Annotated in this window: 22 protein-coding genes, 1 other RNA gene and 2 pseudogenes; 15 read left to right on the top strand and 10 right to left on the bottom strand. The window is 33.0% G+C overall.

The window, feature by feature from the left end:
- Nucleotides 1–79: 79 nt before the first annotated feature.
- A complete protein-coding gene (locus BSU00_RS02720; protein WP_105003010.1) occupies nt 80–1,087 on the bottom strand; it encodes a 3-oxoacyl-ACP synthase III family protein in 1,008 nt (335 codons plus the stop codon).
- A gap of 176 nt (nt 1,088–1,263) precedes the next feature.
- Between BSU00_RS02720 and htpG the strand changes: the two genes are divergently transcribed.
- The 3 genes from htpG (at nt 1,264) to BSU00_RS02705 (ending at nt 4,827) form a co-directional block, all read left to right on the top strand.
- On the top strand, nt 1,264–3,174 hold the full coding sequence (gene htpG / locus BSU00_RS02715) for a molecular chaperone HtpG (RefSeq protein ID WP_105003009.1): 1,911 nt from the start codon (nt 1,264–1,266) through the stop codon (nt 3,172–3,174).
- 207 nt (nt 3,175–3,381) lie between these two features.
- Entirely contained in the window at nt 3,382–4,302 is a 921-nt protein-coding gene (locus BSU00_RS02710) for an OmpA family protein (RefSeq protein WP_105003008.1), read from the top strand.
- 27 nt (nt 4,303–4,329) lie between these two features.
- Nucleotides 4,330–4,827: a hypothetical protein gene (locus BSU00_RS02705; RefSeq protein ID WP_146104777.1), complete on the top strand. Its 498-nt coding sequence runs from the start codon at nt 4,330–4,332 to the stop codon at nt 4,825–4,827.
- A gap of 10 nt (nt 4,828–4,837) precedes the next feature.
- Here the strand turns inward: BSU00_RS02705 and BSU00_RS02700 are convergent, their stop codons facing one another.
- Together BSU00_RS02700 and BSU00_RS02695 are read right to left on the bottom strand one after the other, a co-directional pair.
- Complete coding sequence (locus tag BSU00_RS02700) at nt 4,838–5,062, bottom strand: hypothetical protein (RefSeq protein WP_105003006.1); 225 nt, start codon at nt 5,060–5,062, stop codon at nt 4,838–4,840.
- Nucleotides 5,049–6,437, bottom strand: a complete 1,389-nt coding sequence (locus BSU00_RS02695) for an MATE family efflux transporter (protein WP_105003005.1) — start codon at nt 6,435–6,437, stop codon at nt 5,049–5,051. The genes BSU00_RS02700 and BSU00_RS02695 overlap by 14 nt, the downstream gene beginning before the upstream one ends.
- A gap of 116 nt (nt 6,438–6,553) precedes the next feature.
- Between BSU00_RS02695 and tpx the strand changes: the two genes are divergently transcribed.
- From tpx to xerD, 8 genes and pseudogenes are all read left to right on the top strand, one after another.
- Nucleotides 6,554–7,051 (top strand): thiol peroxidase, encoded by a 498-nt coding sequence (gene tpx, locus BSU00_RS02690; RefSeq protein WP_105003004.1) that lies wholly within the window; start codon nt 6,554–6,556, stop codon nt 7,049–7,051.
- Between the two features lie 6 nt (nt 7,052–7,057).
- On the top strand, nt 7,058–7,444 hold the full coding sequence (locus BSU00_RS02685; protein ID WP_105003003.1) for a diacylglycerol kinase: 387 nt from the start codon (nt 7,058–7,060) through the stop codon (nt 7,442–7,444).
- Nucleotides 7,445–7,583: 139 nt separating this feature from the next.
- Nucleotides 7,584–9,920 (top strand): DNA translocase FtsK 4TM domain-containing protein, encoded by a 2,337-nt coding sequence (locus BSU00_RS02680; protein ID WP_369820268.1) that lies wholly within the window; start codon nt 7,584–7,586, stop codon nt 9,918–9,920.
- Nucleotides 9,921–9,951: 31 nt separating this feature from the next.
- Entirely contained in the window at nt 9,952–10,605 is a 654-nt protein-coding gene (locus BSU00_RS02675; protein ID WP_105003398.1) for an outer membrane lipoprotein carrier protein LolA, read from the top strand.
- Nucleotides 10,606–10,764: 159 nt separating this feature from the next.
- A complete protein-coding gene (locus tag BSU00_RS02670; RefSeq protein WP_233188556.1) occupies nt 10,765–11,679 on the top strand; it encodes an LptF/LptG family permease in 915 nt (304 codons plus the stop codon).
- Nucleotides 11,673–12,080 (top strand): LptF/LptG family permease, encoded by a 408-nt coding sequence (locus BSU00_RS13105; RefSeq protein ID WP_369820267.1) that lies wholly within the window; start codon nt 11,673–11,675, stop codon nt 12,078–12,080. The genes BSU00_RS02670 and BSU00_RS13105 overlap by 7 nt, the downstream gene beginning before the upstream one ends.
- A gap of 48 nt (nt 12,081–12,128) precedes the next feature.
- Complete coding sequence (ribB, locus tag BSU00_RS02665) at nt 12,129–13,271, top strand: 3,4-dihydroxy-2-butanone-4-phosphate synthase (protein WP_105003001.1); 1,143 nt, start codon at nt 12,129–12,131, stop codon at nt 13,269–13,271.
- Between the two features lie 1,022 nt (nt 13,272–14,293).
- Nucleotides 14,294–15,200: pseudogene (gene xerD / locus BSU00_RS02660) on the top strand (site-specific tyrosine recombinase XerD).
- Between the two features lie 25 nt (nt 15,201–15,225).
- On the opposite strand, the gene ffs reads toward xerD, so the two are convergent.
- An RNA gene (gene ffs, locus BSU00_RS02655) (signal recognition particle sRNA small type) lies at nt 15,226–15,324 on the bottom strand.
- Nucleotides 15,325–15,496: 172 nt separating this feature from the next.
- Here ffs and BSU00_RS02650 point away from each other — a divergent pair.
- The 4 genes and pseudogenes from BSU00_RS02650 to BSU00_RS02635 all read left to right on the top strand — a co-directional run bounded on the left by BSU00_RS02650 (nt 15,497) and on the right by BSU00_RS02635 (nt 20,610).
- Entirely contained in the window at nt 15,497–16,018 is a 522-nt protein-coding gene (locus BSU00_RS02650; RefSeq protein ID WP_105003000.1) for a DUF4199 domain-containing protein, read from the top strand.
- A gap of 76 nt (nt 16,019–16,094) precedes the next feature.
- On the top strand, nt 16,095–17,051 hold the full coding sequence (locus tag BSU00_RS02645; protein WP_105002999.1) for a glycosyltransferase family 2 protein: 957 nt from the start codon (nt 16,095–16,097) through the stop codon (nt 17,049–17,051).
- A 31-nt stretch (nt 17,052–17,082) separates the two neighbouring features.
- Nucleotides 17,083–18,789 (top strand): phospho-sugar mutase, encoded by a 1,707-nt coding sequence (locus BSU00_RS02640; protein ID WP_105002998.1) that lies wholly within the window; start codon nt 17,083–17,085, stop codon nt 18,787–18,789.
- Nucleotides 18,776–20,610: pseudogene (locus BSU00_RS02635) on the top strand (ABC transporter ATP-binding protein). The gene BSU00_RS02640 and the pseudogene BSU00_RS02635 overlap by 14 nt, the downstream one beginning before the upstream one ends.
- A 64-nt stretch (nt 20,611–20,674) precedes the next feature.
- On the opposite strand, the gene BSU00_RS02630 reads toward BSU00_RS02635, so the two are convergent.
- From BSU00_RS02630 to BSU00_RS02610, 6 genes are all read right to left on the bottom strand, one after another.
- Nucleotides 20,675–22,099, bottom strand: coding sequence for a CCA tRNA nucleotidyltransferase (locus BSU00_RS02630; RefSeq protein WP_105002997.1), 1,425 nt, complete (start codon nt 22,097–22,099; stop codon nt 20,675–20,677).
- A 5-nt stretch (nt 22,100–22,104) separates the two neighbouring features.
- Nucleotides 22,105–22,560 carry an L-threonylcarbamoyladenylate synthase gene (locus tag BSU00_RS02625; RefSeq protein ID WP_369820266.1) on the bottom strand — a complete coding sequence of 152 codons (456 nt, stop codon included), beginning with the start codon at nt 22,558–22,560 and terminating at the stop codon, nt 22,105–22,107.
- A 469-nt stretch (nt 22,561–23,029) separates the two neighbouring features.
- Nucleotides 23,030–23,911 (bottom strand): hypothetical protein, encoded by an 882-nt coding sequence (locus BSU00_RS02620; protein WP_233188555.1) that lies wholly within the window; start codon nt 23,909–23,911, stop codon nt 23,030–23,032.
- A complete protein-coding gene (locus BSU00_RS13100; protein ID WP_233188596.1) occupies nt 23,896–23,988 on the bottom strand; it encodes a Stealth CR1 domain-containing protein in 93 nt (30 codons plus the stop codon). The genes BSU00_RS02620 and BSU00_RS13100 overlap by 16 nt, the downstream gene beginning before the upstream one ends.
- Before the next feature lie 25 nt (nt 23,989–24,013).
- Nucleotides 24,014–24,865: an ATP-grasp fold amidoligase family protein gene (locus BSU00_RS02615; protein WP_105002996.1), complete on the bottom strand. Its 852-nt coding sequence runs from the start codon at nt 24,863–24,865 to the stop codon at nt 24,014–24,016.
- A gap of 72 nt (nt 24,866–24,937) precedes the next feature.
- The gene (locus BSU00_RS02610) at nt 24,938–25,690 is read right to left on the bottom strand and encodes a glycosyltransferase family 2 protein (RefSeq protein WP_105002995.1); all 753 of its coding nucleotides are present in this window, start codon (nt 25,688–25,690) and stop codon (nt 24,938–24,940) included.

Raw genomic sequence — 25,690 nt, 5'->3', positions numbered from 1 at the left:
TAAATAACACTGTAACACAAAAAACCGAAGTTAAGTACTTCGGTTTTTTATTTACTATTGTTTAAGCAAAGTCATGCTACTACCATCGCAGTACTACAGAACCCCACGTAAAACCACTTCCAAAAGCTGCAAGAACTACTAGGTCTCCATCGTTTATTTTTCCTTTTTCCCATGCCTCTGTTAAAGCAATGATTACAGAAGCAGCAGTGGTATTACCATAACGTTGAATATTATTGTAAACGTTTTCATCTGGTAGACCAAATTTTTTCTGAATGAATTGCGCAATTCTCAAGTTAGCTTGATGCGGAATTAACATATCAATGTCTTCTTTTTGCAAATTATTAGCTTGTAATCCTTCCACGATAGCTTCCGAAAAACGTACCACCGCATGTTTAAAGACAAATTGTCCATTCATGTACGGAAAATAAGAAACGTCATTAGGATCATTCTCTGCAATAATTTCAGGAACCCAACGCTGTGTAGCAGGTCCTTCTAGGGCGAGTTCTTTGGCATGTTTTCCTTCGGAGTGCAAATGTGAGGAAAGTATTCCTTTTCCTTTTTCTTCAGTTCGCGATAGCACAGCAGCACCAGCACCATCTCCAAAAATAACCGTTACACCTCTACCTCTTGTAGATTTTTCGAGCCCTCCTGAATGATTTTCTGCACCGATAACGAGAATATTTTTATACATCCCTGTTTTTATAAATTGATCTGCTACCGATAAACTGTATATAAATCCAGAACACTGATTACGGACATCTAAAGCACCAATCGTGGGCATGTCTAACATATCTTGAACACGAACACCACCACCCGGAAAATACATGTCCGGACTTAGCGTGGCAAAAATGATAAAATCAATATCGTCTTTCGTTAAACCGGCTCTTTCAATTGCTATTTTAGAGGCTTTTACTGCCATTGTGGATGTGGTTTCTCCTGTTTTTGGATCTATCCAACGACGTTCTTTTATTCCTGTTCTCTCCTGAATCCATTCGTCATTAGTATCCATCCATTGCGATAAATCGTCATTGGTAACCACGTTATCAGGCACAAAATAACCTAAGCCTGTAATTTTTGAACTATACATAAGTTTATATGTTGTTTTTTTTAGTTGTATGCAAATTTGAACTTTCAAAAGTAACAATTTTTAAATTAAATAAAGAACTTAAAAAGTATGTATGCCAACTTGACAGAAAAAATTATTTGGTATTTTTTTTGTAAAGAATGTAATTATAAATTTTACGTTAACAAAAGATATAAATTATGAGTAAAGGAAATATTAATGTGTCGGTAGAAAATATTTTTCCACTGATTAAAAAATTCTTGTATTCGGATCACGAAATTTTTTTAAGAGAACTAATTTCAAATGGAACTGACGCAACTACTAAATTAAAACATCTAATCTCGATTGGAGAAGCTAAAGTAGACCTTGGTAATCCGCAAATAGAAATTAAAATTGATAAAGAGAATAAAACCTTAACTATTAAAGATCAAGGTTTAGGAATGACCTCAGACGAAGTCGAAAAATACATCAATCAAATTGCCTTCTCTGGAGCAGAAGAATTTTTAGAGAAATACAAAGACGATAAAAATGAAACCGGTGTTATAGGACATTTTGGTCTTGGATTTTACTCTGCTTTCATGGTTGCTGACAAGGTGGAGATAATTACAAAATCTTTTAAAGAAGCGCCTGCTGCACACTGGATTTGTGATGGTTCTCCTGAGTACACTTTAGACGAACACGCAAAAACAGATAGAGGGACCGAAATTATACTTCATATTGCCGAGGATTCTACAGAATTTTTAGAAGAAAGTAAAATTAGAGGACTGCTTACTAAATACAATCGTTTTAACCAGGTGCCTATAAAATTTGGAACTAAAAAAGTTAACGATCCTGATTTTACACCGCAAACAACCACAGATAAAGACGGTAAAGAAACTACAGAGCCTCATAAACAAATTGAGGTGGATGACATCATCAATAATACAAACCCTGCATGGACTAAAAAACCTGCAGAACTAGAAGCAGAAGATTACAACAACTTTTATCGTGAATTATATCCGATGCAGTTTGAAGAATCTTTGTTTCACATTCACTTAAACGTTGATTATCCTTTCAATCTAACAGGTATTTTATTTTTCCCAAAGCTTAGTCAGAACCTAGACATGCAGAAGGATAAAATTCAATTGTACCAAAACCAAGTTTTTGTAACCGATAATGTAGAGGGTATAGTTCCGGATTTTTTACAGATGCTTAAAGGTGTTATTGATTCTCCAGATATTCCGTTAAATGTTTCACGTTCTTATTTACAAGCAGATGGAGCGGTAAAGAAAATATCGGGGTATATTACAAAGAAAGTAGCGGATAAATTAAGTTCTTTATTCAAGAACAATCGTGAAGATTTTGAACAAAAATGGAACGATATTAAGGTAATTATTGAGTACGGAATGTTATCGGAAGATAAGTTTTTTGACAAAGCTAAAAAGTTTGCGCTTTATCCGACAGTTTCTGAAGACTATTTTACTTTTGAAGAATTACTAGCGAATACAAAAGATACGCAAATAGACAAAGACGGAACACATGTCATTCTGTACGCATCGAATAAAGACGCACAACACAGTTATATAGAAGCTGCAAAAAATAAAGGTTACCAAGTACTTTTATTAGATTCTCCTATCGTTTCTCATTTAATGCAGAAATTGGAAACCTCTGGTGGCGATCAAAAAATTCAGTTTACACGTGTGGATGCGGATCATATTGATAATTTAATTAAGAAAGAAGAAACCACTATTTCAAAATTATCAGAAGAGGAACAAGAAAAATTAAAACCGGTTATCGAAGGTGCAATTCCTAAAGAAACCTATACGGTACAATTAGAAGCTATGGATTCTGATGCTTCCCCTTTTCTAATTACTGTTCCGGAGTTTATGCGTCGTATGAAAGAAATGAGCGCTACAGGTGGCGGTATGATGGGTATGGGTAATTTACCAGAAATGTACAATTTAGTAGTGAATACAAATCATCAAATAGTAGCAGACATTCTCAATGCCTCTGAAGACAAACAAAAAGAGTTGATTTCACAAGCTTTCGATTTGGCAAAATTATCGCAAAACCTTCTTCACGGAGAAGAGTTAACCAACTTCATTAAGCGAAGTTATGCACTCATAAAATAGTTGCACTGTAATCAATATAAAACCCCAATATAGCATCGCTATATTGGGGTTTTTAATACCTACCATACGTATCGCGTATAACTTTGTCCGCTGTTAAATTTGTATTTCCATTTAAAACAATTTTGGGAGCATTTATAATTTGAAATTACGAAATAATTTAATAAATTTAAACAATTATTTACGTTGTATATCATCATTTCATAGCACATGAAAAGTTTCTTGAAGTCTTTCCTATTTTTTTTATGTTGGGTAGCATTAGCCTTTTATATACAAATCAAGAAGGATGACTTTATAATTCCTACAGTAAAAATAGATACAATATCTAATGCTTTAACGATACCTGCATCTCTTAAAACAGATAGTACAAACTTGCTAGAAAAAGATACGATTAACAAAGCTATTGATACAATTTTAGCAGTAAAAAACACAACCGTAAAGAACATAAATACACAACCAGTAGCTTTTCCTTTTAACAAAAAGTTCATTACCAATGCAGATCATACAAGAGTAATACTTCTTAAAAAATTCAACTATATTAAAGATAGCATATTTAACTATTTGACTAACAACACGACAGAGGAAATTACTATAAATGCATACTATCTTCCATCGGAAAAATTAGCTAATTCTAATAACTTTGGAATGGAAAGAGCTATTAATTTAAAAAGTAAATTAGTACAATACGGAGTTAATCCGCTTAAAATAAATTGTAAGGCTATTGAAAAGGAATATTCTTACGATAATGAGGGATATTATGCAGATGGAATTTTTATAACACATAACACCATTGCAGAAGAAAAGTTTAAAATTGTCAATGAAGACACTGCCAATAAAAATTTCTTTGTTACGGACGTAAAGCCTAAATCAATTCCGCAAGCACTAAAATTTTATGCTGCTGAAGCTCGCGATTATTTAAAAGAAAATCCTTCTAAAAATTTGTTGGTAATTGGAGAAACTATCACCGATAACAATAAGGAAGAAGCATTAGTTAGAGCTAAAACTGTTGCAAAACTTTTAACGAATCAAGGCATAGACAGTACGAGAATTATTTACGAGTATAAAGAAATAAAACAACCACAAAAAACAAATATCGCATTTAAAATTCTCACAATAAAAGAACAAAAATAGAACGTTAAAAATTTCCCCTTTTTTAAAATGAATATAGTACCATCACCGACATACAATCATCTTTTAGAATTATTTCTTTGGATGTTTGGTTCCTTTTTAATTGGCTACCTCTCCTCTTGGTACTATTATAAAAAAAGATACCAATCCAAACTGGAAAAAAGTGCAGATGCAATTCAAGAATTAAAAAATGATATGCAATTTTCAATCCGCGCTAGAAAAACAATAGAACGTGGTGGTGTCGAAATTAAAAAGCCAAAACAATTAAACTTTGAACGAATTGGAACAGCTACGGAAGAGGGTAAAAATGACCTCACGCAAATAAACGGTATCGGTAGCTTTGTGGAGACCAAACTTAACAGTATCGGTATTTTCACCTTTTACCAACTAACCCAACTCAATGATGAGGATATTGAAATTGTAACAGATTTAATTCAATTCTTCCCAGGTCGAATTCAACGAGATAAATGGCGAGAACAAGCAAAAAATTACGTGAAGTCTGCAGATGAGGAAGAAATTGAAATCTAATTTCAATATACTATTCGTAGGTTGCTATTTCCGAATCATAAAAAGAACTTGCTAAAGCAATAAGCCCCTCTAATTCGTTTGCTAAATCTTGTTCGTTTTCTCCAGACAAATCCTCAAACCACTCAATAGAATCGTCTTTTAAGTTAATTAAAAATCTCGGGTACTCTGTATGGAGAACAAAAATGTCCTCCGGGTGATTACTATTGTCCGCTAATAGAAATTTAGGCAAGTTCATTGTGTTTTTTATGTATTAATTTTAAAGTTAAATAATTAAATCTCATGTATAATAGAATGGATGCACTAGTAAGGCCAGCAAGTAATCCAAGCCATATTCCAAAACTACCAAACATTTCTTGTTTCCCAAAATAATAACTCACCGGAAAACCAATTACCCAATACGATATGAAAGTTATTAGCGTAGGTATCTTAACATCCTGTAAACCTCTTAATGCTCCTAAAACCATAACCTGAATACTATCACTTATTTGAAATATGGCCGCAGCAAACAATAACTTGGCAGCTATCTCTAATACAATCGCATTATCTTTTGCATTTTTAGGGTCGTGTATGTCTATGTATAAATGAGGTAAATATTCATTAAAAGTAAAGAAAAACACACAAAATATAACTGCCAAAATAGTTCCCATTAAAAAAATAGAAAAAGCTATTCTTCGCAATTCTAGGTAATTTTGTAATCCTTTTTGATTCCCTACCCGAATCATGGCTGTGACACCAAGTCCCATGGCTACCATAAACGTCATAGAAGCTAAATTAAGTGCAATTTGATTTGCTGCTTGTGGATTTTTTCCCAATAAACCACTTAGCCAAACTGCGGCAGTAAAAATTGCTACTTCAAAAAACATTTGCAGCGCACTAGGAGCCCCTAGACTAATAATTTTTTTAATTTTAACGATGTCTAATTGTAAAATCTTAATGTTGGTCACTAATGGTTGCGAACGTTTCTGCTTTCTTAACATCCACCATAAAAAGGCTATCATAACAAATCTTGAAATAAGTGTTCCGTAGGCAGCACCGACAATACCAAGGGCAGGAAATCCAAATTTACCAAAAATTAAAACATAATTTAAAATCACATTTGTTAGGTTTGCCAAAATTGTTGCATACATTGGATATTTTGTCATAGACATACCATCACTGAATTGCTTAAATGCCTGAAAAACAATCATTGGAATTAGCGAAAATGCTACTAAGTCTAAATACGGTAAAGCGAGTAAAACAACCTCCTCAGGTTGCTGTAAAAGGTATAATAATGGTTTTGCGAAGAATACGCCAAGAAACATCAATACACCAATTGCGAAACACAAAAATAAACCGTTTTTGAAAGTGGATTTGGCTTGCTTGAAATTATCTGCTGCATCAGCCTCTGCTATTAAAGGTGTGATAGCTGTAGAGAATCCAATTCCTAAGGACATTGCTATGAACATAAAACTATTCCCAAGTGAAACTGCAGCTAACTCGGCAGTTCCTAATTGGCCTACCATAATATTGTCTACAAAACTTACAAAGGTATGCCCTAGCATACCTAACATTACAGGTGCAGCTAGTTTCCAATTGTATTTAAATTCTTTGGTATATTGTTGTATATTCAATGTAATTTGCGATATAATTATCGCTGCAAAGATACTTTATTTTAGAGGCTATTAAATTTAATATGTCTGCATTTTTTAAAATAATTAAGTACCTTTGAAATTAAATTATCTACAACATGGCATCAGTAACTCTAGACGGAAATAAAACATGTACCTCAGGTGAATTACCTTTAAAAGGAACAAAAGCCCCAGATTTTAATTTGGTGGCAAAAGATCTAACAGAAAAATCTCTTCACGATTATACTGGTAGTACATTAATTTTAAATATTTTTCCCAGCATTGAAACAGGTACTTGCTCTACCTCGGTACGAAAATTTAATGAAAAGGCCTCGGCGTTACCAAACGTAATCGTTTTGTGTATTTCAAGAGACTTACCGTTTGCACAAACGCGATTCTGCGGTGCAGAGGGAATTGAAAATGTAGTGATGTTGAGCGACTATAAAACAGGCGCCTTCGGAAAGAGTTATGGCCTAGAAATTACAGAGGGAATTTTTGATGCTTTGCATTCAAGGTGTGTTGTTGTCATCGATCCGAATGGTAATATTTCATACACAGAACAAGTGCAAGAAATTGCGAATGAACCAAATTACGACGCAGCCTTAAAAGCACTATAAATACTTATGAAAAGCCATAACGATGGGTTTATTAAAGGACGTGTTAAAGGAGTAAAATATGCGATTAAGGGCATACATACTCTGGTAAAATCGGAAGATAGTATAAAAGCACAGCTTGGCTTTGCTTTGTTCGCCACAATTATGGGGTTTTTGTTTTCTATTTCAAATACAGAGTGGATGCTTCAATTTCTCGTGATAGGACTCGTACTGGTTGCGGAAGCTATTAATACAGCAATAGAAAAAATAGCAGATTTTATACATCCGGAATACCATGAAAAAATTGGTGCTATAAAAGATATAGCCGCAGGAGCTCCTGCAATTGCAGCGCTAATATCATTACTTATGGCTGGCATTATCTATATTCCAAAAATTATTACTTTATTTAGCGTTTAATTACTCGATAATTTATTTCTATGGCAAAAAAGAAATCTACTGTAAAGAAAAAAAAGGATACTACCTCTTTCATATCAAAAGTAAAGTTGTTTGTTACCAACAGACAAAATCAAACCATATTTGGTTCTTTTTTAATACTATTTTCCTTTTTTTATTAGTTGCTTTTATTTCTTTTTTCTACAGTTGGCAGGAAGACCAAAGTATTTTGCAACAATTCGGCGATAAAAATTTACTCGCAAAAAATTTACTCGGAAAAGTAGGTGCCACCTTGAGTAATTTGTTAATATTTGAAGGGTTTGGTTTAGGTGCTTTCACCTTAATTTTTATCTTTTTTTTCACAGGTGTAAGAATCATACTGCAATCAAATAGTAAAAAAATAGTTTCGTTATGGAATTGGGGAATACTCGCCATGTTATGGATTTCTATTACATTGGGTTTTGTTGCTAGTAAAGGAGCTGTTTTATCTGGTGTAATAGGATTTGAAATAAACCAATATTTACAGACGTTCATAGGAAAAACTGGCTTATCTATAGTCTTAATATTTTTTCTTATATCGTTTATAATTATCAAGTTTAGCGTTGACCCTAAAGCCATTGCAGCATCTATAGAAAAGAAGAAAAAAGAGAGTTCAACAGATACCAACCTTGTGGCAGAGCAAACAAACGTTGTCGTAGAAGCAACAAACTCTTCCATCGAAAAAGAAATTGATAGTAACGAAATTCCTGTTTCGAATAAATCTGATTTTGAACTTTCCATCGAGAATTTACAACCTACAATTACAAAACATTCAGACGTTTCTGCTGTTAAAAAAGAGGAAAGAGAAATTCCTTTACAGGTCGATAAAGCATTAGAGCCAACACTAAAAATAGCAGAGGATTCCAAAAAAGAGGTGGAAGTTGCTATTGAAAAAATAGCGGAAGAAAAGAGTGTTACAGAGAACCTGTCGGATCAACTCGTAAAAGATTTTGGTGAATTTGACCCAAAATTAGAGCTCGGAAATTTTAAATTCCCAACCTTTAACCTGCTGAAAGAATACAATGAGAGTATTTCTGTAGATCCAACAGAGTTAGAGGCAAACAAAAATCAAATTGTAGAGACCTTAAAAAACTATAAAATTGGTATTGCACAAATTAAAGCTACCGTAGGTCCCACAATAACCCTATATGAGATAGTTCCAGAGGCAGGAGTTCGTATTTCCAAGATAAAAAACTTAGAGGATGATATTGCACTCTCTTTGGCTGCTTTAGGCATTAGAATAATAGCTCCAATCCCCGGAAAAGGAACTATTGGAATTGAAGTTCCAAATAAAAAAGCAACCTTGGTATCGATGCACTCTGTAATTTCTTCGAAGAAATTTCAAGAATCTCCAATGGAATTACCTATTGCATTAGGAAAGACAATAGCAAACGAAACCTTTGTCGTTGATTTGGCAAAAATGCCTCATTTACTAATGGCAGGTGCAACCGGACAAGGAAAATCAGTTGGTTTAAATGCTATTTTGACTTCTTTACTATACAAGAAACATCCAGCAGAAGTTAAATTTGTTTTGGTAGATCCTAAAAAAGTAGAATTAACGTTATTTAACAAAATAGAAAGACATTACCTAGCAAAACTGCCCGACGAAGAGGAGGCCATTATTACCGATACTACTAAGGTTGTAAACACTTTAAATTCATTGTGTATTTTAATGGACACTCGATATGACTTGTTAAAAAAAGCTCTCGTTCGTAATATTAAAGAATACAATACTAAATTCAAAGCACGAAAACTCAATCCAGAGCACGGACATGAATTCTTACCGTATATTGTATTGGTTATTGATGAATTTGCAGATCTTATAATGACTGCAGGAAAAGAAGTAGAAACTCCCATAGCGAGATTAGCACAACTTGCACGAGCTATTGGTATTCACTTAATTGTTGCTACCCAGCGCCCTTCTGTTAATGTTATTACGGGTATTATAAAGGCTAACTTTCCATCTAGAATTGCTTTTAGGGTAACTTCAAAAATAGATAGTAGAACTATTTTGGATGCACCAGGAGCAGATCAATTGATTGGTAGAGGGGATTTACTATATTCTGGCGGAAGTGAAGTAACTCGGATTCAATGTGCGTTCGTAGATACCCCAGAAGTCGAAAAAATCACTGATTTTATTGGCTCGCAAAGGGCATATCCCGAAGCTTATAATCTTCCGGAGTACGTCGGTGAGGAAGGTGGCACAAATATTGATATAGACATTGCAGATCGCGATAAACTTTTTAAAGAGGCAGCAGAAATAATCGTCACCGCACAACAAGGATCAGCATCGCTACTACAGCGAAAGTTAAAATTGGGATACAATAGAGCAGGTAGACTTATTGACCAACTTGAAGCAGCAGGAATAGTTGGTGCTTTTGAGGGAAGTAAAGCAAGGCAGGTGTTAATTCCAGATTTGATAGCACTCGATCAATTAATAGAAAATGAAAATAAACAATAGAAGTATTCAAAATTTAGAAAACAAACATCGTATGAAAAAAATAGTTTTATTTAGTATCGCTTTATTTATCGGCTTTTCCGGGATAGCTCAAGATAGCGCCAAAGAAGCAAAACAGCTATTGGATAAAGTATCTCAAAAGATGGGTAGCTATACAAATATGTTTATTGGGTTTACTTCTGTTTTAGAAAATAAAGAAGCAGGAATAACAGATGAAGCTCCTATAAAAGGAACAATTACCATATCTGGTGAAAAATATAATTTAGATTACTTGGGAAATAATTTTCTGTTTGATGGTAAAAATCTAGCAGTAATTAACCATGACGAAAAAGAAATCACCATTTCAAATGGAGATATGGAAGAAGAGGATGGCTTTATTTATCCCTCAAAATTACTAACATTCTATAACGAGGGCTATAATTATACCATGGGAAAACTAACCAATCAAAATGGTAGAAGAATACAATATGTAGATTTAACGCCAATTGACAGTAATTCAGAAGTTATTAAAGTAAAGTTGGGTATAGATGCAAAGAGTAATCATATCTACAAACTTGTACAAATTGGAACAAATGGCGCAGAGACAACTTTCACGATTACAAAATTTAATGGGAGTCCTTCGGTTTCGGACGATTTTTTTAAACTGAACAAAGAAAAATATAAAAACAAAGGTTATTATATCGATTAGGGAATAGTGATACATTGCTAGACTATTAACAATAATTTTATAGTAATTGTAACTTTAACCCACTACCTTTGTATCGGTGAAAAAATTAGACAAGTACATATTAAAAAGCTTTTTAATTCCTTTTTTGCAACATTCTTAATCATTTTATTTGTTTTAATAATGCAAATGTTATGGTTAGCCTTTGACGATTTTGCAGGAAAGGGAATTGGCATTGGGATTATCCTTAAATTTCTTTGGTATTCTACTTTAATGGCAACACCGCAAGCACTACCAATCGGAGTGCTTTTGTCTTCGATAATGACGTTAGGAAGTTTGTCGGAAAACTATGAATTTGCAGCAACCAAATCTGCGGGAATTTCATTACCCCGAATAGTTAGACCACTTGTTTTTTTAGTATTAATTTTCAGTTTGATAAATTTTTTGTTTTTAAATAATGTATATCCATACGCCGTATTAAAACAATTAAATTTACGAGCTAATATTAAAAAAAAACAGCCTGCATTGGCATTAGTTCCGGGAAGTTTTAATACCGAGTTACCCAATTATCAAATTAAGTTTGACGAAAAATACGGCGAAAATAAAAACTTACTCAAAAAAGTACTCATCTATGATTTGTCTTCGCGTAAAGGAAACAATAAAATTCTAACTGCTGAAAAAGGAGAAATTATATCTGAAGAAGGTAGCAGATATATGACATTGATCTTAAAGGATGGATATTATTTTGAACACCACAAAAAGGCAGGTCGCTCTTTTAAGGATCGAAATAAAATGCCTGCTTCACATGCATTTTTTGACGAATACCAAATAAACATTGATATTTCCTCCTTAGATGGTGGAGATTTAGATACTATAAAGTATTCAAGAAATTTCAATATGTTAAGTTTAGGACAATTGAAAGATACCATTCCGTCGATTAAAAGTAATTACGATAGTTTTATTGCCAATAGGGCTAAAAGTTTATTTTTAACCATAGAAACAAATACCCTTCATGCCTATCCTGATTCGTTAAAAAATCCTAATTTATCGCAGGATATATTGACAAATTTTGATCTGGATAAAAAAATGAAATTATAATTTCTGCAAAATCCAAAATAGACAGGGCATTAAATAGTAATAGTGCCTATAAAAACAACCTAAAAAACAAGCGTAAGTACCTAAATTTACATGATATCGAATACTACAATCGTGTTGCTTTTTCCCTTTCGTGTTTATTGCTATTTTTTATTGGTGCTCCATTAGGATCCATAATTCGTAAAGGTGGAATGGGATTGCCCATGATTCTTGCAATAGGGGTATATGTTCTTTATTTTTTTACCAATACCTTTGGAAGAAATATGGCAGAGGAAAGTACATTAACTGCTTTCATAGGGTCTTGGCTAGCGGTTGTTTTGATGTTACCTTTGGCTGTAATATTAACTGTACGTGCAACCAAAGACAAAGGCTTTTCACCATTGGTGATGCCATTAATCGAATAAAAATATTTTTTAACAGAATCTTTTCCAAAAAAGAGAAAACCACATAAAATGACAGAAAAAACGGTAGAAAAATTTCAGTTAAACTCCATTGAGGAGGCAATTGAGGACATAAAAAATGGAAAGGTAATTATTGTAGTAGATGATGAGGATCGTGAAAATGAAGGGGACTTTGTTGCTGCAGCGGAAAAAATCACACCGGAGCTAATTAACTTTATGGCGTTACACGGAAGGGGACTAATTTGCACGCCTTTAACGGAAAATAGGTGTAAAGAGTTAGGTTTAGAAATGATGGTTAGCAATAATACAGATCCTATGGAAACAGCATTTACTGTGTCTGTTGACTTAAAGGGCAATGGCGTTACCACTGGTATTTCAGCATCGGATAGAGCAAAAACTATCGCTGCACTGGTAGATGCAAATACCAAACCTTTTGACCTTGCAAGACCTGGCCATATATTTCCTTTAAAAGCAAAAAATGGTGGTGTTCTTCGAAGAACAGGACACACAGAGGCAGCTATTGACTTTGCGAGATTGGCCGGTTTGAATCCTGCAGGTGTAATTGTGGAAATTATGAACGAAGACGGAACAATGGCACGTTTACCCCAACTTAAAGACGTCGCTAAAAAGTTTGACTTAAAAATAGTTTCTATTGAAGATTTAGTTGCTTACAGAATGGAACATGATTCTCTAATTGAAAAAAAGGAGGATTTTAACATACAAACTCGATTTGGAGATTTTCGATTACGCGCTTATAAACAAACTACTAACGATCAAATACACATTGCTTTAACCAAAGGGACTTGGGGGCAAAATGACGCTGTTTTAACAAGAATTAATTCAACTTTAGTGAACAATGATATTCTCGGTACCTTAACCAATGATGCCGATAAAAAATTAGATAAAATGTTCACGGTTATAAACGAAGAAGGCAAAGGTGCCATCATTTTTATAAACCAGCAATCACAATCGTTAAATCTTTTAAACAGACTTCGAACTTTAAAAGATAGTCAGAGTAATGGTAAAATGAAAGCGCCCCGAGTTACAATGGATGTAAAAGATTTTGGAATTGGCGCACAAATTTTGCACGATTTACACATCACAAAATTACGCTTAGTATCTAATACGCAACAAACTAAGCGAGTTGGTATGATTGGATATGGCCTTGAAATTGTAGATTACGTAACGTACTAGAATAACTATGTTTACTTTTTTAGTAAAAAACGATAGTGAACTACTTGCATATATAAAACGCTTTACCTAATAAGAACGATATTAAGCTAATGGAACAGCATCGATTCAAAATAATTATCATTTTTTTATCGATGCTGTTATGCTGCCCCTGAACTAGCTTATCTCCTCTGTTTTTTTTTAATAAATTCCAAGCTCTACTTATATCCATTGGGCTTTATAGACACCCAATTTTCAGCTTCGGTACAAGACAAATAAAAATGTTTCGCATAATAAACAAAGCCATGTAATTTAGATGTCAATTTATTTTTATCTACAGCTTTAAGAGGCCTACATACCTTATTTCTATAGAAGAATAACAACATGGTCGCAACAATATCTCCTCTTTAAACTATTTTTTGATTTTAGGCAACTTTATGTATTACGATAAAAAATGGTAGGGAAGACCAAGAGTTATGTGTTTTATACATATACCCTTCTTTATGTAAGATTGCTCCTCCGGGAGCTTTCTTTTTAAAACAAAATTTAATTTTTGTTTAACAGTAGTAACTAGCCTCTTATCGAGATAAATGTGCAATATATCTCGGTATTTTTAAAAATTTGATCTTAATGCCTTAAATTTAAAGAGCATAATACTATTTGAATAGGAATAAGAAGTCAAAATATAGGGGAATACTTCTTATTCCTATTATTTTATTTACAAAAAATAATAGGACGCTAACTCCTATCCCCTTTTGCAATCGTTTTCTTTTCTTTACGCTTTCAATTGAAGCTTAGGTAGCTAATGATTACATCAAAAACCATACGAATATTGTTGATATTTATTCTTAACTATTAAAAACTCCGCAGACTTGAAAACCACTTATATTTCGTTCATCGCAAAGAACTACCGATAGTTTTTCACTTTGCAGCTTTAGTGTGTTTTTTGGTTTGAAATTCACGCTATATAATTCTGCTGCTTAGAATAAAATTTAATAATTTTATAGATGTAAAACATGGTGTAGCACAAAAACGATATCTAAAAATTGAATTACTGGAATACCTTAATAAAGCAATACAAAACCTATATAAAAATAGAACGCGGCCTAGCTGTTAATACTATTGAAAACTACCAAAGAGACCTAACAAAATTAATACAATACCTACAAAACAGTAATGATCAAACACGCCCGGAAACCATAACAGCAGCTGAAATTAAAGATTTTATCTATCACACTAGTAAAACCATAAGCCCTAGAAGTCAGGCTAGGTTAATTTCAAGTTTACGAGGTTTTTTTGATTATTTAATTTTTGAGGAATACCGAAAAGATAATCCAACTGACTTTATAGAAAGTCCGAACATCGGTCGTAAATTACCAGATACTATTTCTAAAGAAGAAGTAGATGCTTTACTTAACGCCATCGATTTAAGCCACCCTCAAGGAGAACGAAATAAAATTATTTTAGAAACCATATACAGTTGTGGGCTACGAGTTAGTGAGACCATTAATTTACAATTATCCGATTTATTTTTTAAAGAGGGATATATACAAGTACTCGGGAAAGGCAATAAATACAGAGTTGTACCAATTCACAAAACTACCATACAACAACTAGAATTTTATATCCATGAAATTCGTTCTAAAATTGATGCCAAACCAGAAGACAGTGACATTGTTTTTTTAAATAGAAGAGGCAAACGTTTAACGAGACAAATGATTTTTATTATTTTAAAAAAATTTAGCTACCAAAATAAATTTAAAAAAGAATATTGGACCACATACTTTAAGACATTCTTTTGCCACTTATCTACTAAAAAACGGAGCAGATCTTAGAATTATTCAAGAATTACTAGGTCACGAAAGTATTACAACAACAGAAATTTACGTACACTTAGACAACGAGCACCTTAGAGAGGTAATAGCTACTTATCACCCAAGAAATAAAACATAAAAAAACACAAAATTTAGCGCACAAAAAAAGGCAAGCTACCTACATCACACTGCTACAACCTAATACCCTTGCTGCGTTCCCGCCCTGGGGGATTCAAAGGGAGCTAGTTGTGTAGAACTTGCCGCAGCAAAGTTACAGCCTTTTTTTATTAAAAGCAACAAAATTCACACAAAATTAATGTAACATTTATAAGTTTTTGAATACTAACTAATTGTTGCTCCTTTTTATTTCTCTATTTTTAAGACCGAAGGGGAAGCAAAAATATTATATTTGTTTCATTAACTAAATTTCAAACTATGGAAAATCAAGCCAACAGTAAAAGCATTATTTTAAATTATGGATTAGTATTAGGAGTTATAACAATATTGATAAGTCTTGTTGTTTATGCTACCGGTAATCACTTGCAACCACATTGGTCGGTATCTTTATTTTCTATCTTATTTATGATAGCCGTAATTGTGTTAGGCTTAAAAAAGTATAAAGAAATCAATAATGACTTGTTGTCTTGGGGGCAAGCTGTTAAAATTGGCGTGGGAATTAGCATTATCGGTGCATTACTGAGTGTCTTATATAATATTATTTTCGTTACCTATATCGAACCTGATTTTATGACACAGTTAATGGAAATTCAAACACAAGGAATGCTTGAAAAAGGAATGACAGAAGAGGAAATTGATATGGCAATTTCAGTTACTGAAAAGTTTAGTTCGCCCTACTTAAGTGCTGCTTTTGGTATTATTGGTTCTGCGATAGGTGGCTTTATCATATCCGCAATCGCCGGAGCGATTATGAAAAAGACTGAAGAAGATCAGTACTAGATGTTCTAAAGATAAAATATAAGTTGCGCAAGATATAAAAGACACGTAACTTTGAATCTCAAATTAAGATACGAATATGGATATTTCGGTAGTAATACCACTTCTTAACGAAGAAGAATCTATACAAGAATTATACGATTGGATTGCAAAAGTTATGCAGTCCAATCAATTTTTATACGAAGTTATTTTTATTGACGATGGAAGTACCGATGCGTCATGGAAAATAATAGAAAAACTTTCCGAGCAGTTTACTGCGGTTAAAGGTATCCGTTTTCAAAGAAATTATGGGAAGTCTCAAGCCTTGGATGCTGGATTTTATGAAGCCAAAGGTGATGTGGTAGTAACTATGGATGCAGATTTGCAAGATAATCCCGAGGAGATCCCTTCCTTGTACAACATGATCACTGAAGAAAATTACGATCTGATTTCTGGATGGAAAAAGAAACGCTACGATAACGTTATTACAAAGAATATTCCTTCAAAACTATTTAACTGGGTTGCAAGAAAAAGTTCAGGTTTAAAACTTCACGATTTTAACTGTGGTTTAAAAGCCTATAAAAATATCGTTGTAAAAAGTGTTAAAATTAGCGGTGAAATGCACCGTTATATACCTGTACTTGCAAAAAATGAAGGATTTACCCACATTGGAGAAAAAGTAGTTCAACATCAAGCGCGAAAATACGGTGTAACTAAATTTGGAATGGACCGCTTTATCAATGGTTTTTTAGACCTAATAACCATTTCCTTTTTTACGCGATTTGGAAAAAGACCCATGCATTTTTTCGGTTTATGGGGAACGCTTATGTTTGTTTTCGGTTTTTTTGCTGCTATATTTATTGGTATTGTAAAATTATATAGAATTTCGGCCAATATAAAAACCATTTTAATCACGAGTAACCCATGGTTTTACATCGCGTTAACCTCCATGGTATTAGGCACCCTACTATTTCTTTCCGGTTTTTTAGGAGAATTAATCATAAGAAATAATGCACAACAAAAGCATTATAAAATAAAAGAGCAAATTAACCTTTAAGTTTTACCTTTGCTTTTAAAAAGTTATATACATGGAGAATATAGTAACTAGAGCTAAAAGTTGGCTTTCGGATACTTTTGATGAAGAAACTAAAAGAAAAGTATTAAAATTAATCAACTCTAATTCAGACGATTTTAAAGATTCTTTTTATAAAGATTTAGAATTTGGTACTGGAGGTATGCGAGGAATTGTTGGCGTTGGCACCAACCGAATTAATAAATACACTATTGGAAGAGCTACCCAAGGCCTCAGTAACTATTTAAAAAAATGTTTTCCAAACAAATCGTTAAAAGTAGCCATAGGATACGATTGCCGCAACGATAGCAAATGGTTGTCTGAAGTAGTTGCAAACGTCTTATCGGCGAATGGTATTAACGCATTGGTATTTGAAGACCTCCGCCCCACTCCGGAGCTTTCTTTTGCAGTTAGTCACCTGGGTTGTGATGTGGGAATTGTTTTAACAGCATCGCATAATCCACCAGAATACAATGGGTATAAGGTATACTGGAAAGATGGAGGACAAATAGTTCCTCCCCAAGATAGCGATATTATAAACGAAGTTAATAGTTTAGCCTACAAAGACATAAATTTTAGTGCAGCGCCAGAATTGATTGCTACAATTGGAAGTGAAGTAGACGAAGCATTTTGGAATGCTTCCTTAAAAAATGGAACGTTTAATATCACCGGAAGAGAAAATTTAAAAATCGTATTCACTTCCTTACACGGAACCTCCATTACATTAATTCCTGAAGTATTAAAAAGAGCTGGATATACCCAAGTACACATCGTAGAAGAACAAGCTGAACCAGATGGAAATTTCCCAACTGTATCCTCGCCTAACCCTGAAGAACCGGAGGCACTACAAATGGCTGTAGATCTTGCCAATGCAATTGATGCGGATATCGTATTAGGAACCGATCCTGACTCCGATAGAATTGGAATAGCCGTGCGAGATCTCGATGGAAAGATGCAATTACTCAATGGAAATCAAACAATGAGTATGATGACAGATTTTCTTATTAAAGACTGGAAACAAAAAGGAAAATTAGATGGAAATCAATTTATAGGTTCTACTATTGTTTCTACCAACCTTGTAAATGAAATCGCAGACAGTTATGGGGTAGAAACCAAGGTAGGATTAACCGGATTTAAATGGATTGCTAAAATGATAAAAGACCATCCAGATTTGGATTTTATTGGTGGTGGTGAGGAGAGCTTTGGCTATATGGTTGGAGATTTTGTCCGAGATAAAGATGCCGTTACAGCGGCACTTTTAGCCTGTGAAATTGCCTGTAATGCCAAAGCAAATGGAAGTTCATTTTATCGAGATTTATTATTGTTATACAAACAACATCACATCTATAAAGAACACCTCATATCGTTAGTTAAGAAAGGTATGGACGGTTCTGCTCAAATCCAAAAAATGATGGAGGATTTCAGAACTACACCACTGCAAAATTTAGATGGTGAAAAAGTGCTATATTTATACGATTACAATACTTCAATTGCTACAAACCTGTTAACTGGGGCGGTAAAAACAATCGATATACCGAAGTCTAATGTGTTGATTTACGAAACAGAAAATGGTTCAAAGGTTGCGGTGCGACCAAGTGGTACTGAGCCTAAAATTAAGTTTTACTTCAGTGTTAAAACTTCCTTGTCTAATCTGGAAGAAGTGCAAGAAAAGGAGACTTTACTAGCAGAAAAAATTCAAAGAATGATCAATGAATTATTTTAAACGATTTCTAAAATTTACAAGACCGTATCAATGGCAAGGGGTATTGAGTATTGCACTTAATATCCTTTACGCTTTTTTTACTACCCTATCCTATGTTGTGCTTATGCCAACATTAAATATACTATTTGGCGAAACACCAGAAGTAACACAAAAACCAACTTATGATGGTTTCTTCGCGTCGTTAAATAAAGAATACCTGAGTGATTTATTGAATTATTATGTCACCTACACTAATGCTACACATGGACCAGAAAAAACACTTTTTTATGTAGTAATAACGGTCGTTATTGTGTTTTTATTAAAAAATATTTTTGGGTACTTAGGGCAATTAACTATGGTCTTTCTTAAAAATAACGTTTTAAAAGATCTTCGAAGTATCCTGTACAACAAAATACTTGCGCTACCGATATCTTACTTCTCTGAACAAAAAAAGGAGATATTATCAATAAAGCTACCGGAGATGTTACTATCATTAACGAATCGTATTTAAATACCATCATTACTTTTATAAGAGAACCATTAAATATAATTTTTACACTGTACTTTATGATTAAAGTCAGTTGGAAATTATCACTTTTTATTTTTGTCTTTATTCCAATTTCTGGCGCAGTTATTTCTTTTATAAGCAGGAAAATTAAAAGTCAATCGGGAGAAATTTTTATTAAAATTGGAAATCTTTTAGGGATAATTGAAGAAACCATTTCTGGATTAAGAATTATAAAAGCCTTTAATGCAGAACAATTTTTCACCAATAGGTTTGAGGAACAAGTAGATGAAGTTCGTATTCTCTCCAATAAAAGAAGTATCCGAGAAACGCTTGCCAGCCCAATGAGTGAATTTTTAGGAATTGTAACCATTGCCGGTTTGTTGTGGTATGGTGGAAAAATGGTTTTGATTGACAAGACCCTTTTAGGAGGTACCTTTATTGCTTTTATGGCTGCTGCTTATAACATACTCACCCCTGCAAAAGCCATAGCTAAAGCAAACAACAATATTAAAATTGGAAATGCTGCCGCACAACGTATTTTTGAAGTTTTAGATACGAAGAACCATTTAATAAACACAGGAGAATTAAAAGAGATTACCGGTATTAATAAACAGATAACTTTTCAAAATGTTTCTTTTAAATACGACAATACCTATGTGCTGAAAAATTTCTCTTTAAATATTCCTAAAGGAAAAACTGTAGCTTTAGTAGGACAATCTGGAAGTGGAAAATCAACTTTGGCTAATTTAATTACTCGATTTTATGATGTAAATGAAGGGGAAATTTTAATAGACGATAACAATATCAAAAATATTTCCATTGCATCGCTTCGAAATATCATGGGAATAGTAACACAAGATTCTACATTGTTTAACGATACCATTGCGAATAACATAGCGTTAAGTGCGCCTAATGCCAGTCGGGAAGAAATTGTGGAAGCAGCTAAAATAGCGAATGCCCATGATTTTATTATGGATTTAGAAAACCAATACCAAACTGTAATTGGAGATCGAGGAAGTTTGCTTTCTGGTGGGCAACAACAGCGAATTTCTATCGCTAGAGCGGTTCTTAAAAACCCTCCATTAATGATTTTAGACGAAGCGACCTCAGCACTTGATACCGAGTCGGAACAATTAGTTCAAAAAGCATTAGAAAAAATGATGCAAAAAAGTAGGACCTCTTTAATAATAGCACATCGACTGTCTACCATTCAAAATGCAGATCTAATTGTTGTGCTGAAAAAAGGGGTAATAATAGAACAAGGTATGCACAAAGAACTATTGGAAAAAAAAGGAGAATACTATAAATTAGTATCCATGCAAAACCTTCAATAAGTCCTAAATCAAAAAATAGAATCCAACTAGTAGATATGAATTGAATGGGTAATCATTTGGTTCCTTACACTTGTGTTTCCAAACCTAAAGTTTTCCCCTTTTCTAACATAAATTGATACGAAGCTTCATACTCATTTGGAATTTCACCATCCAAAATAGCCTCTTTAATAGCCTCTTTAATTTGGCCTATTTCTCTACAAGGCTTTAAATTAAAAGTTGCCATTATTAACTCACCGCTAATTGGAGGTTGAAAATTTCGTACTTTGTCTCGCTCTTCTACTTCTTTTATTTTTTCTCGTACAATTTGAAAATTTTTATGATAGCGTTTAAACTTTTTTGGGTTCTTGGTGGTAATATCCGCCTCACATAAAGTCATTAGATTGTCTACATCTTCTCCTGCGTCAAAAATTAAACGTCTAACTGCTGAATCTGTAACTTCCGAAGCTAAAACTATTGGTCGAGAACTTAACAAGACCATTTTTTGTACAAATTTCATTTTAGCGTTCAATGGCATGTGTAAACGCTTAAATAATTTATAGACCATTTTTGATCCTACAAACTCGTGCGAATGAAAGGTCCAACCTTGTTTAGGATGATACCTTTTAGTAGGAGCTTTACCAATATCGTGCAATAATGCAGCCCATCGTAACCATACATCATCCGTATGTCTCGCGATATTATCCACCACCTCTAAAGTATGGTAAAAATTATCTTTATGTTTCTGCCCCTCTATTTCTTGAACACCTTTTAAAGCTATTAACTCAGGCAATATTCGCTCTAACAAACCTGTACTCTCCAACAATAAGAATCCTACCGATGGTTTTGGAGCTTCTAAAATCTTGTGAAGCTCGGTAATAATTCGTTCTTTAGTTATAATATCAATTCGTGCTGCATTAGCTCCAATAGAGCTTAGGGAGGTAGCTTCTATTTCAAATTGTAACTGGGTTGCAAATCGAATGGCGCGAAGCATTCGTAATGGATCATCCGAATAAGTAATATTTGGATCTAAAGGGGTACGAATACATTTATTCTCTAAATCTATCATTCCTTCAAATGGATCTACAAGTAATCCAAAATTAGCTTTATTAAGAGAAATAGCTAAGGCATTAATTGTAAAATCTCTGCGATTTTGGTCATCTTGAAGTGACCCTACAGAAACTTTAGGATTTCGACTTTCTGGAGTATAAGATTCTTTTCTAGCTCCTACAAATTCAATTTCCATATTTTTATAGCGAAGCATTGCGGTTCCATAGGTCTTAAAAACCTGAACTTTTGGCTTGTTGGGAAGTAGACTTGCTACATTCTGCGCAAGTTCTATTCCACTTCCAACAGTGACAATGTCAATATCTTTAGCAATACCTCTTTCTAAAATAAAATCTCTTACAAACCCACCAATTACGTAACTTTCCAGTTGAAGTTCTTCTGTTGCTTTGCAGATATACTCAAAAATTTCTAAGGTTACTGCCTCCTTTAAATAGTGCTGTTGCATACGTTTTATTCTCTTAATACCCTAATCTTATCTCCATCTATTTTCAGAATTGTAGAAGACTTTTCAGATACTTTTTCTCGATGCAAATTTACTATATAATCTACACTCTGTAAAATAGCCGATTCGATTTCTGTAAAGCTTTTAGGTGTTGGGTTTCCACTTATATTTGCGGAGGTAGAAACTATTGGTTTACCGAATTTTCGAATTAAATTTTTACAAAATTCATCCTCTGGTATTCGAATAGCAATCGTATTATCCTTTGCTACCATATTCTCGGGAAATCCAATAGGATTAGTATATATAATGGTTGTAGGTGTTCGCGACTCTTTGAGCAATACTTCTACCTTTTTTGGTATGTATGGGATATATTTTGAAAGCATAGCTAGCGAGTCTACTAAGATGATGAGACTTTTAGACTCTGCCCTTTTTTTTATCTCATAAACTTTATTTACCGCCGCAATATTGGTTGCATCACACCCAATACCCCAAACCGTGTCGGTTGGTATAAAATAACTTCGCCTTTTTGTAAACTTCTATTTGCAATTGTAATTTCTGACAACATTTGTTCTATAACTTCATAGCCAAAAATAACATATTTATTAAATCAAAGCACAAAAATGATTCGGATTCATGTTTAAATCACAAAGAAATTAATTCTTTAACTGAATCTTTCAGGATAATCGAGAAAGCAGTAATAAAAATTATTCACTGTTTTTTAGTTTCCTAGAAATTTAAAAAATATAGAGAAAATGTATATAAACACATAGAAGATTTAAACGCTTTATTGTAGCCATCAACTTCTATTTCTATTTTCTTCAGCGGAATAAATCCTTTTTTTGTTTATCTAATGTAGCCATTAGCTAAATATTTTGCAATGTATATCGAATACTTTAAATAGCATACATTAAATAGCACGCTACATTGGCTACATTAAGCATATTTAGATTTTAACCACTGCTGCAAATAAGATAATTTTTTCGGAGGACATTGATCTAGACTCTGCATGCAAAGAAAAAGTGTTTGCTGATTTTTCTCGGCTCTTTGCAATTTAAATTTTAACCACCAAAAAGGTTTCTTATAGTTTTGAAAATACATCAATTGGTAATTATCTTTTAAAATACAAGTCTTGTTTTTAATCTCGATATGATTTGCAAGACCTTGCGGTGTATATTGATTAAAATGCCTAAATCTATATCTTAAATTCAAATCTTCAATTTCTGATTGTAATTGATAAAATCTCTTAAAGGTGGATCTCCTGAGTGGATATGGAGTATGATGAAATTTATAATACTTCCGAAATCCTAAAGTCTTTGCCCCTTTTTCTTGTGCTTTTTTGTGCCCTGCTTTGTTATTTTTGTTTTTTGTGGAAAATAGTTTTTTGTAAAAAATATCCTCATTATACTTTTTCCATTCGCCTCTTAAAACTGGTTTTTTATCCATAAAAAAATCACTCGGTTTTGTTTCTTTTATCAAAAACATATCATCGTTAAAATAAATAAAGTGTTCAGATAAATTTGGAATTGCATATAATCTTGTTTCAATTGGCCTACAATTAAAAACAGGTAAAAAAGATTCTTTCTCTTTAAAAATAACATCATGATTGATGATTTTTACCTTTTTATATTTATTGGAGGTATTTTTAGTATTAAGAAAAGAAGGAACTTGATTATCAGTTACGATATAAATGTTTTCGATAAATTTTGCGTACTTTAAAATAGAGTCTACAGTAAATTTAATTTCCTCAATTTGACCATACCTAGTTTTAAACTTTTTGGTATTGAGAGTTTTTTTATCAACTAAATAGGGTAGCATTTTTTTTGATGATTTTCATCTCCTCCATCTACCCATGTAATCACAGCATCTATTTGATATTTTAAAACATCATTCATCAAGTAAATTTTAGTTATAAATTATTTAATCATTATTTTTAAATGCATCAGGCAATTTAAACCAATCACCTATGACTTTATTGTACTTTTCTGGATAAAAGTCTTTTCTACCATCATTTGGATAGAAAGTCATTTCACCAAAAATTATTTTATCATTGATAGAATAAAAATCAACCCTAACAAAAGGAAAATCGCCTGACAATTTTTTGGAAAGGGCTATCATTTTATTTAAGGTGGTAGGCTTCTCTATTTCTTTATCTATGGTTTTATCTAAAGATACAACTCTAAAAGGTAGTTTTTTGAAATCTAAATCATAAAAAGATCGCTTATGGTTATCTTTTCTGTCTAGATGAACCTCTAAAAACTTAACCTCTCCTTTAAAACAATAAAACTTGTAGTCTATGAGAGAACTTTGACCTTTTTCTTCTAAAAATTTCTCTGCAATTAGCCTTGGCTGGACATCTTTGTAAGCCCACTCTTGTCCAGTTCTATAATATTGATTCGTACGCATCCATTTCTTAAATAATAATTTTGCATTATTAACATCTAATTTTTCCTTATCCTTAACAATTAAATTATAACTACTAGCATGTGTTGCTTTTATTACAAACTGATTTGGTAATTTATTAAAATCTACTTCACTAGGAGACTGATATACTCCATAACATTCATTTAAATATTGCCCCCCAATTTTATCTTTGACATAATCTCTCACAGCAAATTTATCCACTAATTGATTTAAAATTTTTGGACGGTAAAAAACTTTATACCACTGAATTTTCTGATTAAATTCTATAGGATTGTTCAAATCCAATTTTTTATTGGTAAAAAACTCATATAAATGCGGAACATATATTTTAGACGGTAAAAATGTCATTTTTTCAACATTCTTAGTTTAAATCTGTTAATTTTATTAAACATAGATATCGTTTTTAAAAAATTAGTTCTATCATTTAATTCCTTTATTTAACAATCGTAATTTTACATACCTAGTAAAAACACTGTAAGCATGAACTTTGGCGAAAATTAAGCCTTCAAAACCGTCTAAAAAACCTCTTCTAATAAAATAATGAATAACAAATCGAACAGGAGGTTTTACCAACATATGATACACATTCACTTTTTTCCCTGCTTCGTGATATTGTCTCGCTCTAAGAGCCGCATACCGGTGAATTTTAGCGATATAATGATTGTAATTTCGATAAGAAAAATGTTCAATTTTATGCTTAAAGAAGCCTAATTTACCGTTAGCTACGATAGTTTCATGAACTTTTTTACCGTCATACCTACAAAATTCTTTTAAAAAGAGACGTACTACTTTATCTCGCTGACAGCCTCCATATTTGATATTCTTTTTCATAAAAAAGAAATTTCTCCTGAGGTAAAAGCCTACATAATCTCCAGGATTTTTAACCGCCTCTAAAATCTCTTTTTGAACTTCAGGAGTTACCCTTTCATCAGCATCTAGAATATAGATCCATTTATGTTCTGCTTGATCAATGGCAAAATTCTTCTGTGAAGAAAAATCATCAAACTTTCGCAGGATGATTTTTACATTCAATCGTTTTGCAAGTTCGACAGTATTGTCCGTACTCATGGAATCAATAACGATAATCTCGTCTGCAAAACCAAGAGATTTAATGGCTTCCTCAATATGAATTTCTTCATTTAGGGTTGGAATTATAGCTGTAATTTTTGTCAT

The organism is Tenacibaculum sp. SG-28 (genome assembly GCF_002954385.1).
In the GTDB taxonomy this organism is placed as follows: Bacteria; Bacteroidota; Bacteroidia; order Flavobacteriales; family Flavobacteriaceae; genus Polaribacter.
Note: the sequence above shows the minus strand (reverse complement) of the source record. Positions and strands in the feature narration are given on the sequence as shown.

Excerpts from the sequence above, each read along its gene's own strand:
- tpx (WP_105003004.1), top strand. The coding sequence starts at position 6,554 with ATGGCATCAGTAACTCTAGACGGAAATAAAACATGTACCTCAGGTGAA.
- BSU00_RS02650 (WP_105003000.1), top strand. The coding sequence starts at position 15,497 with ATGGAAAATCAAGCCAACAGTAAAAGCATTATTTTAAATTATGGATTA.
- BSU00_RS02685 (WP_105003003.1), top strand. The coding sequence starts at position 7,058 with ATGAAAAGCCATAACGATGGGTTTATTAAAGGACGTGTTAAAGGAGTA.
- BSU00_RS02720 (WP_105003010.1), bottom strand. The coding sequence starts at position 1,087 with ATGTATAGTTCAAAAATTACAGGCTTAGGTTATTTTGTGCCTGATAAC.
- BSU00_RS02675 (WP_105003398.1), top strand. The coding sequence starts at position 9,952 with ATGAAAAAAATAGTTTTATTTAGTATCGCTTTATTTATCGGCTTTTCC.
- BSU00_RS02615 (WP_105002996.1), bottom strand. The coding sequence starts at position 24,865 with ATGACATTTTTACCGTCTAAAATATATGTTCCGCATTTATATGAGTTT.
- BSU00_RS02710 (WP_105003008.1), top strand. The coding sequence starts at position 3,382 with ATGAAAAGTTTCTTGAAGTCTTTCCTATTTTTTTTATGTTGGGTAGCA.
- BSU00_RS02620 (WP_233188555.1), bottom strand. The coding sequence starts at position 23,911 with ATGCTACCCTATTTAGTTGATAAAAAAACTCTCAATACCAAAAAGTTT.
- BSU00_RS02640 (WP_105002998.1), top strand. The coding sequence starts at position 17,083 with ATGGAGAATATAGTAACTAGAGCTAAAAGTTGGCTTTCGGATACTTTT.
- htpG (WP_105003009.1), top strand. The coding sequence starts at position 1,264 with ATGAGTAAAGGAAATATTAATGTGTCGGTAGAAAATATTTTTCCACTG.
- BSU00_RS02705 (WP_146104777.1), top strand. The coding sequence starts at position 4,330 with ATGAATATAGTACCATCACCGACATACAATCATCTTTTAGAATTATTT.
- BSU00_RS02670 (WP_233188556.1), top strand. The coding sequence starts at position 10,765 with ATGCAAATGTTATGGTTAGCCTTTGACGATTTTGCAGGAAAGGGAATT.
- ribB (WP_105003001.1), top strand. The coding sequence starts at position 12,129 with ATGACAGAAAAAACGGTAGAAAAATTTCAGTTAAACTCCATTGAGGAG.
- BSU00_RS02700 (WP_105003006.1), bottom strand. The coding sequence starts at position 5,062 with ATGAACTTGCCTAAATTTCTATTAGCGGACAATAGTAATCACCCGGAG.
- BSU00_RS02630 (WP_105002997.1), bottom strand. The coding sequence starts at position 22,099 with ATGCAACAGCACTATTTAAAGGAGGCAGTAACCTTAGAAATTTTTGAG.
- BSU00_RS02645 (WP_105002999.1), top strand. The coding sequence starts at position 16,095 with ATGGATATTTCGGTAGTAATACCACTTCTTAACGAAGAAGAATCTATA.
- BSU00_RS13100 (WP_233188596.1), bottom strand. The coding sequence starts at position 23,988 with ATGAATGATGTTTTAAAATATCAAATAGATGCTGTGATTACATGGGTA.
- BSU00_RS02610 (WP_105002995.1), bottom strand. The coding sequence starts at position 25,690 with ATGACAAAAATTACAGCTATAATTCCAACCCTAAATGAAGAAATTCAT.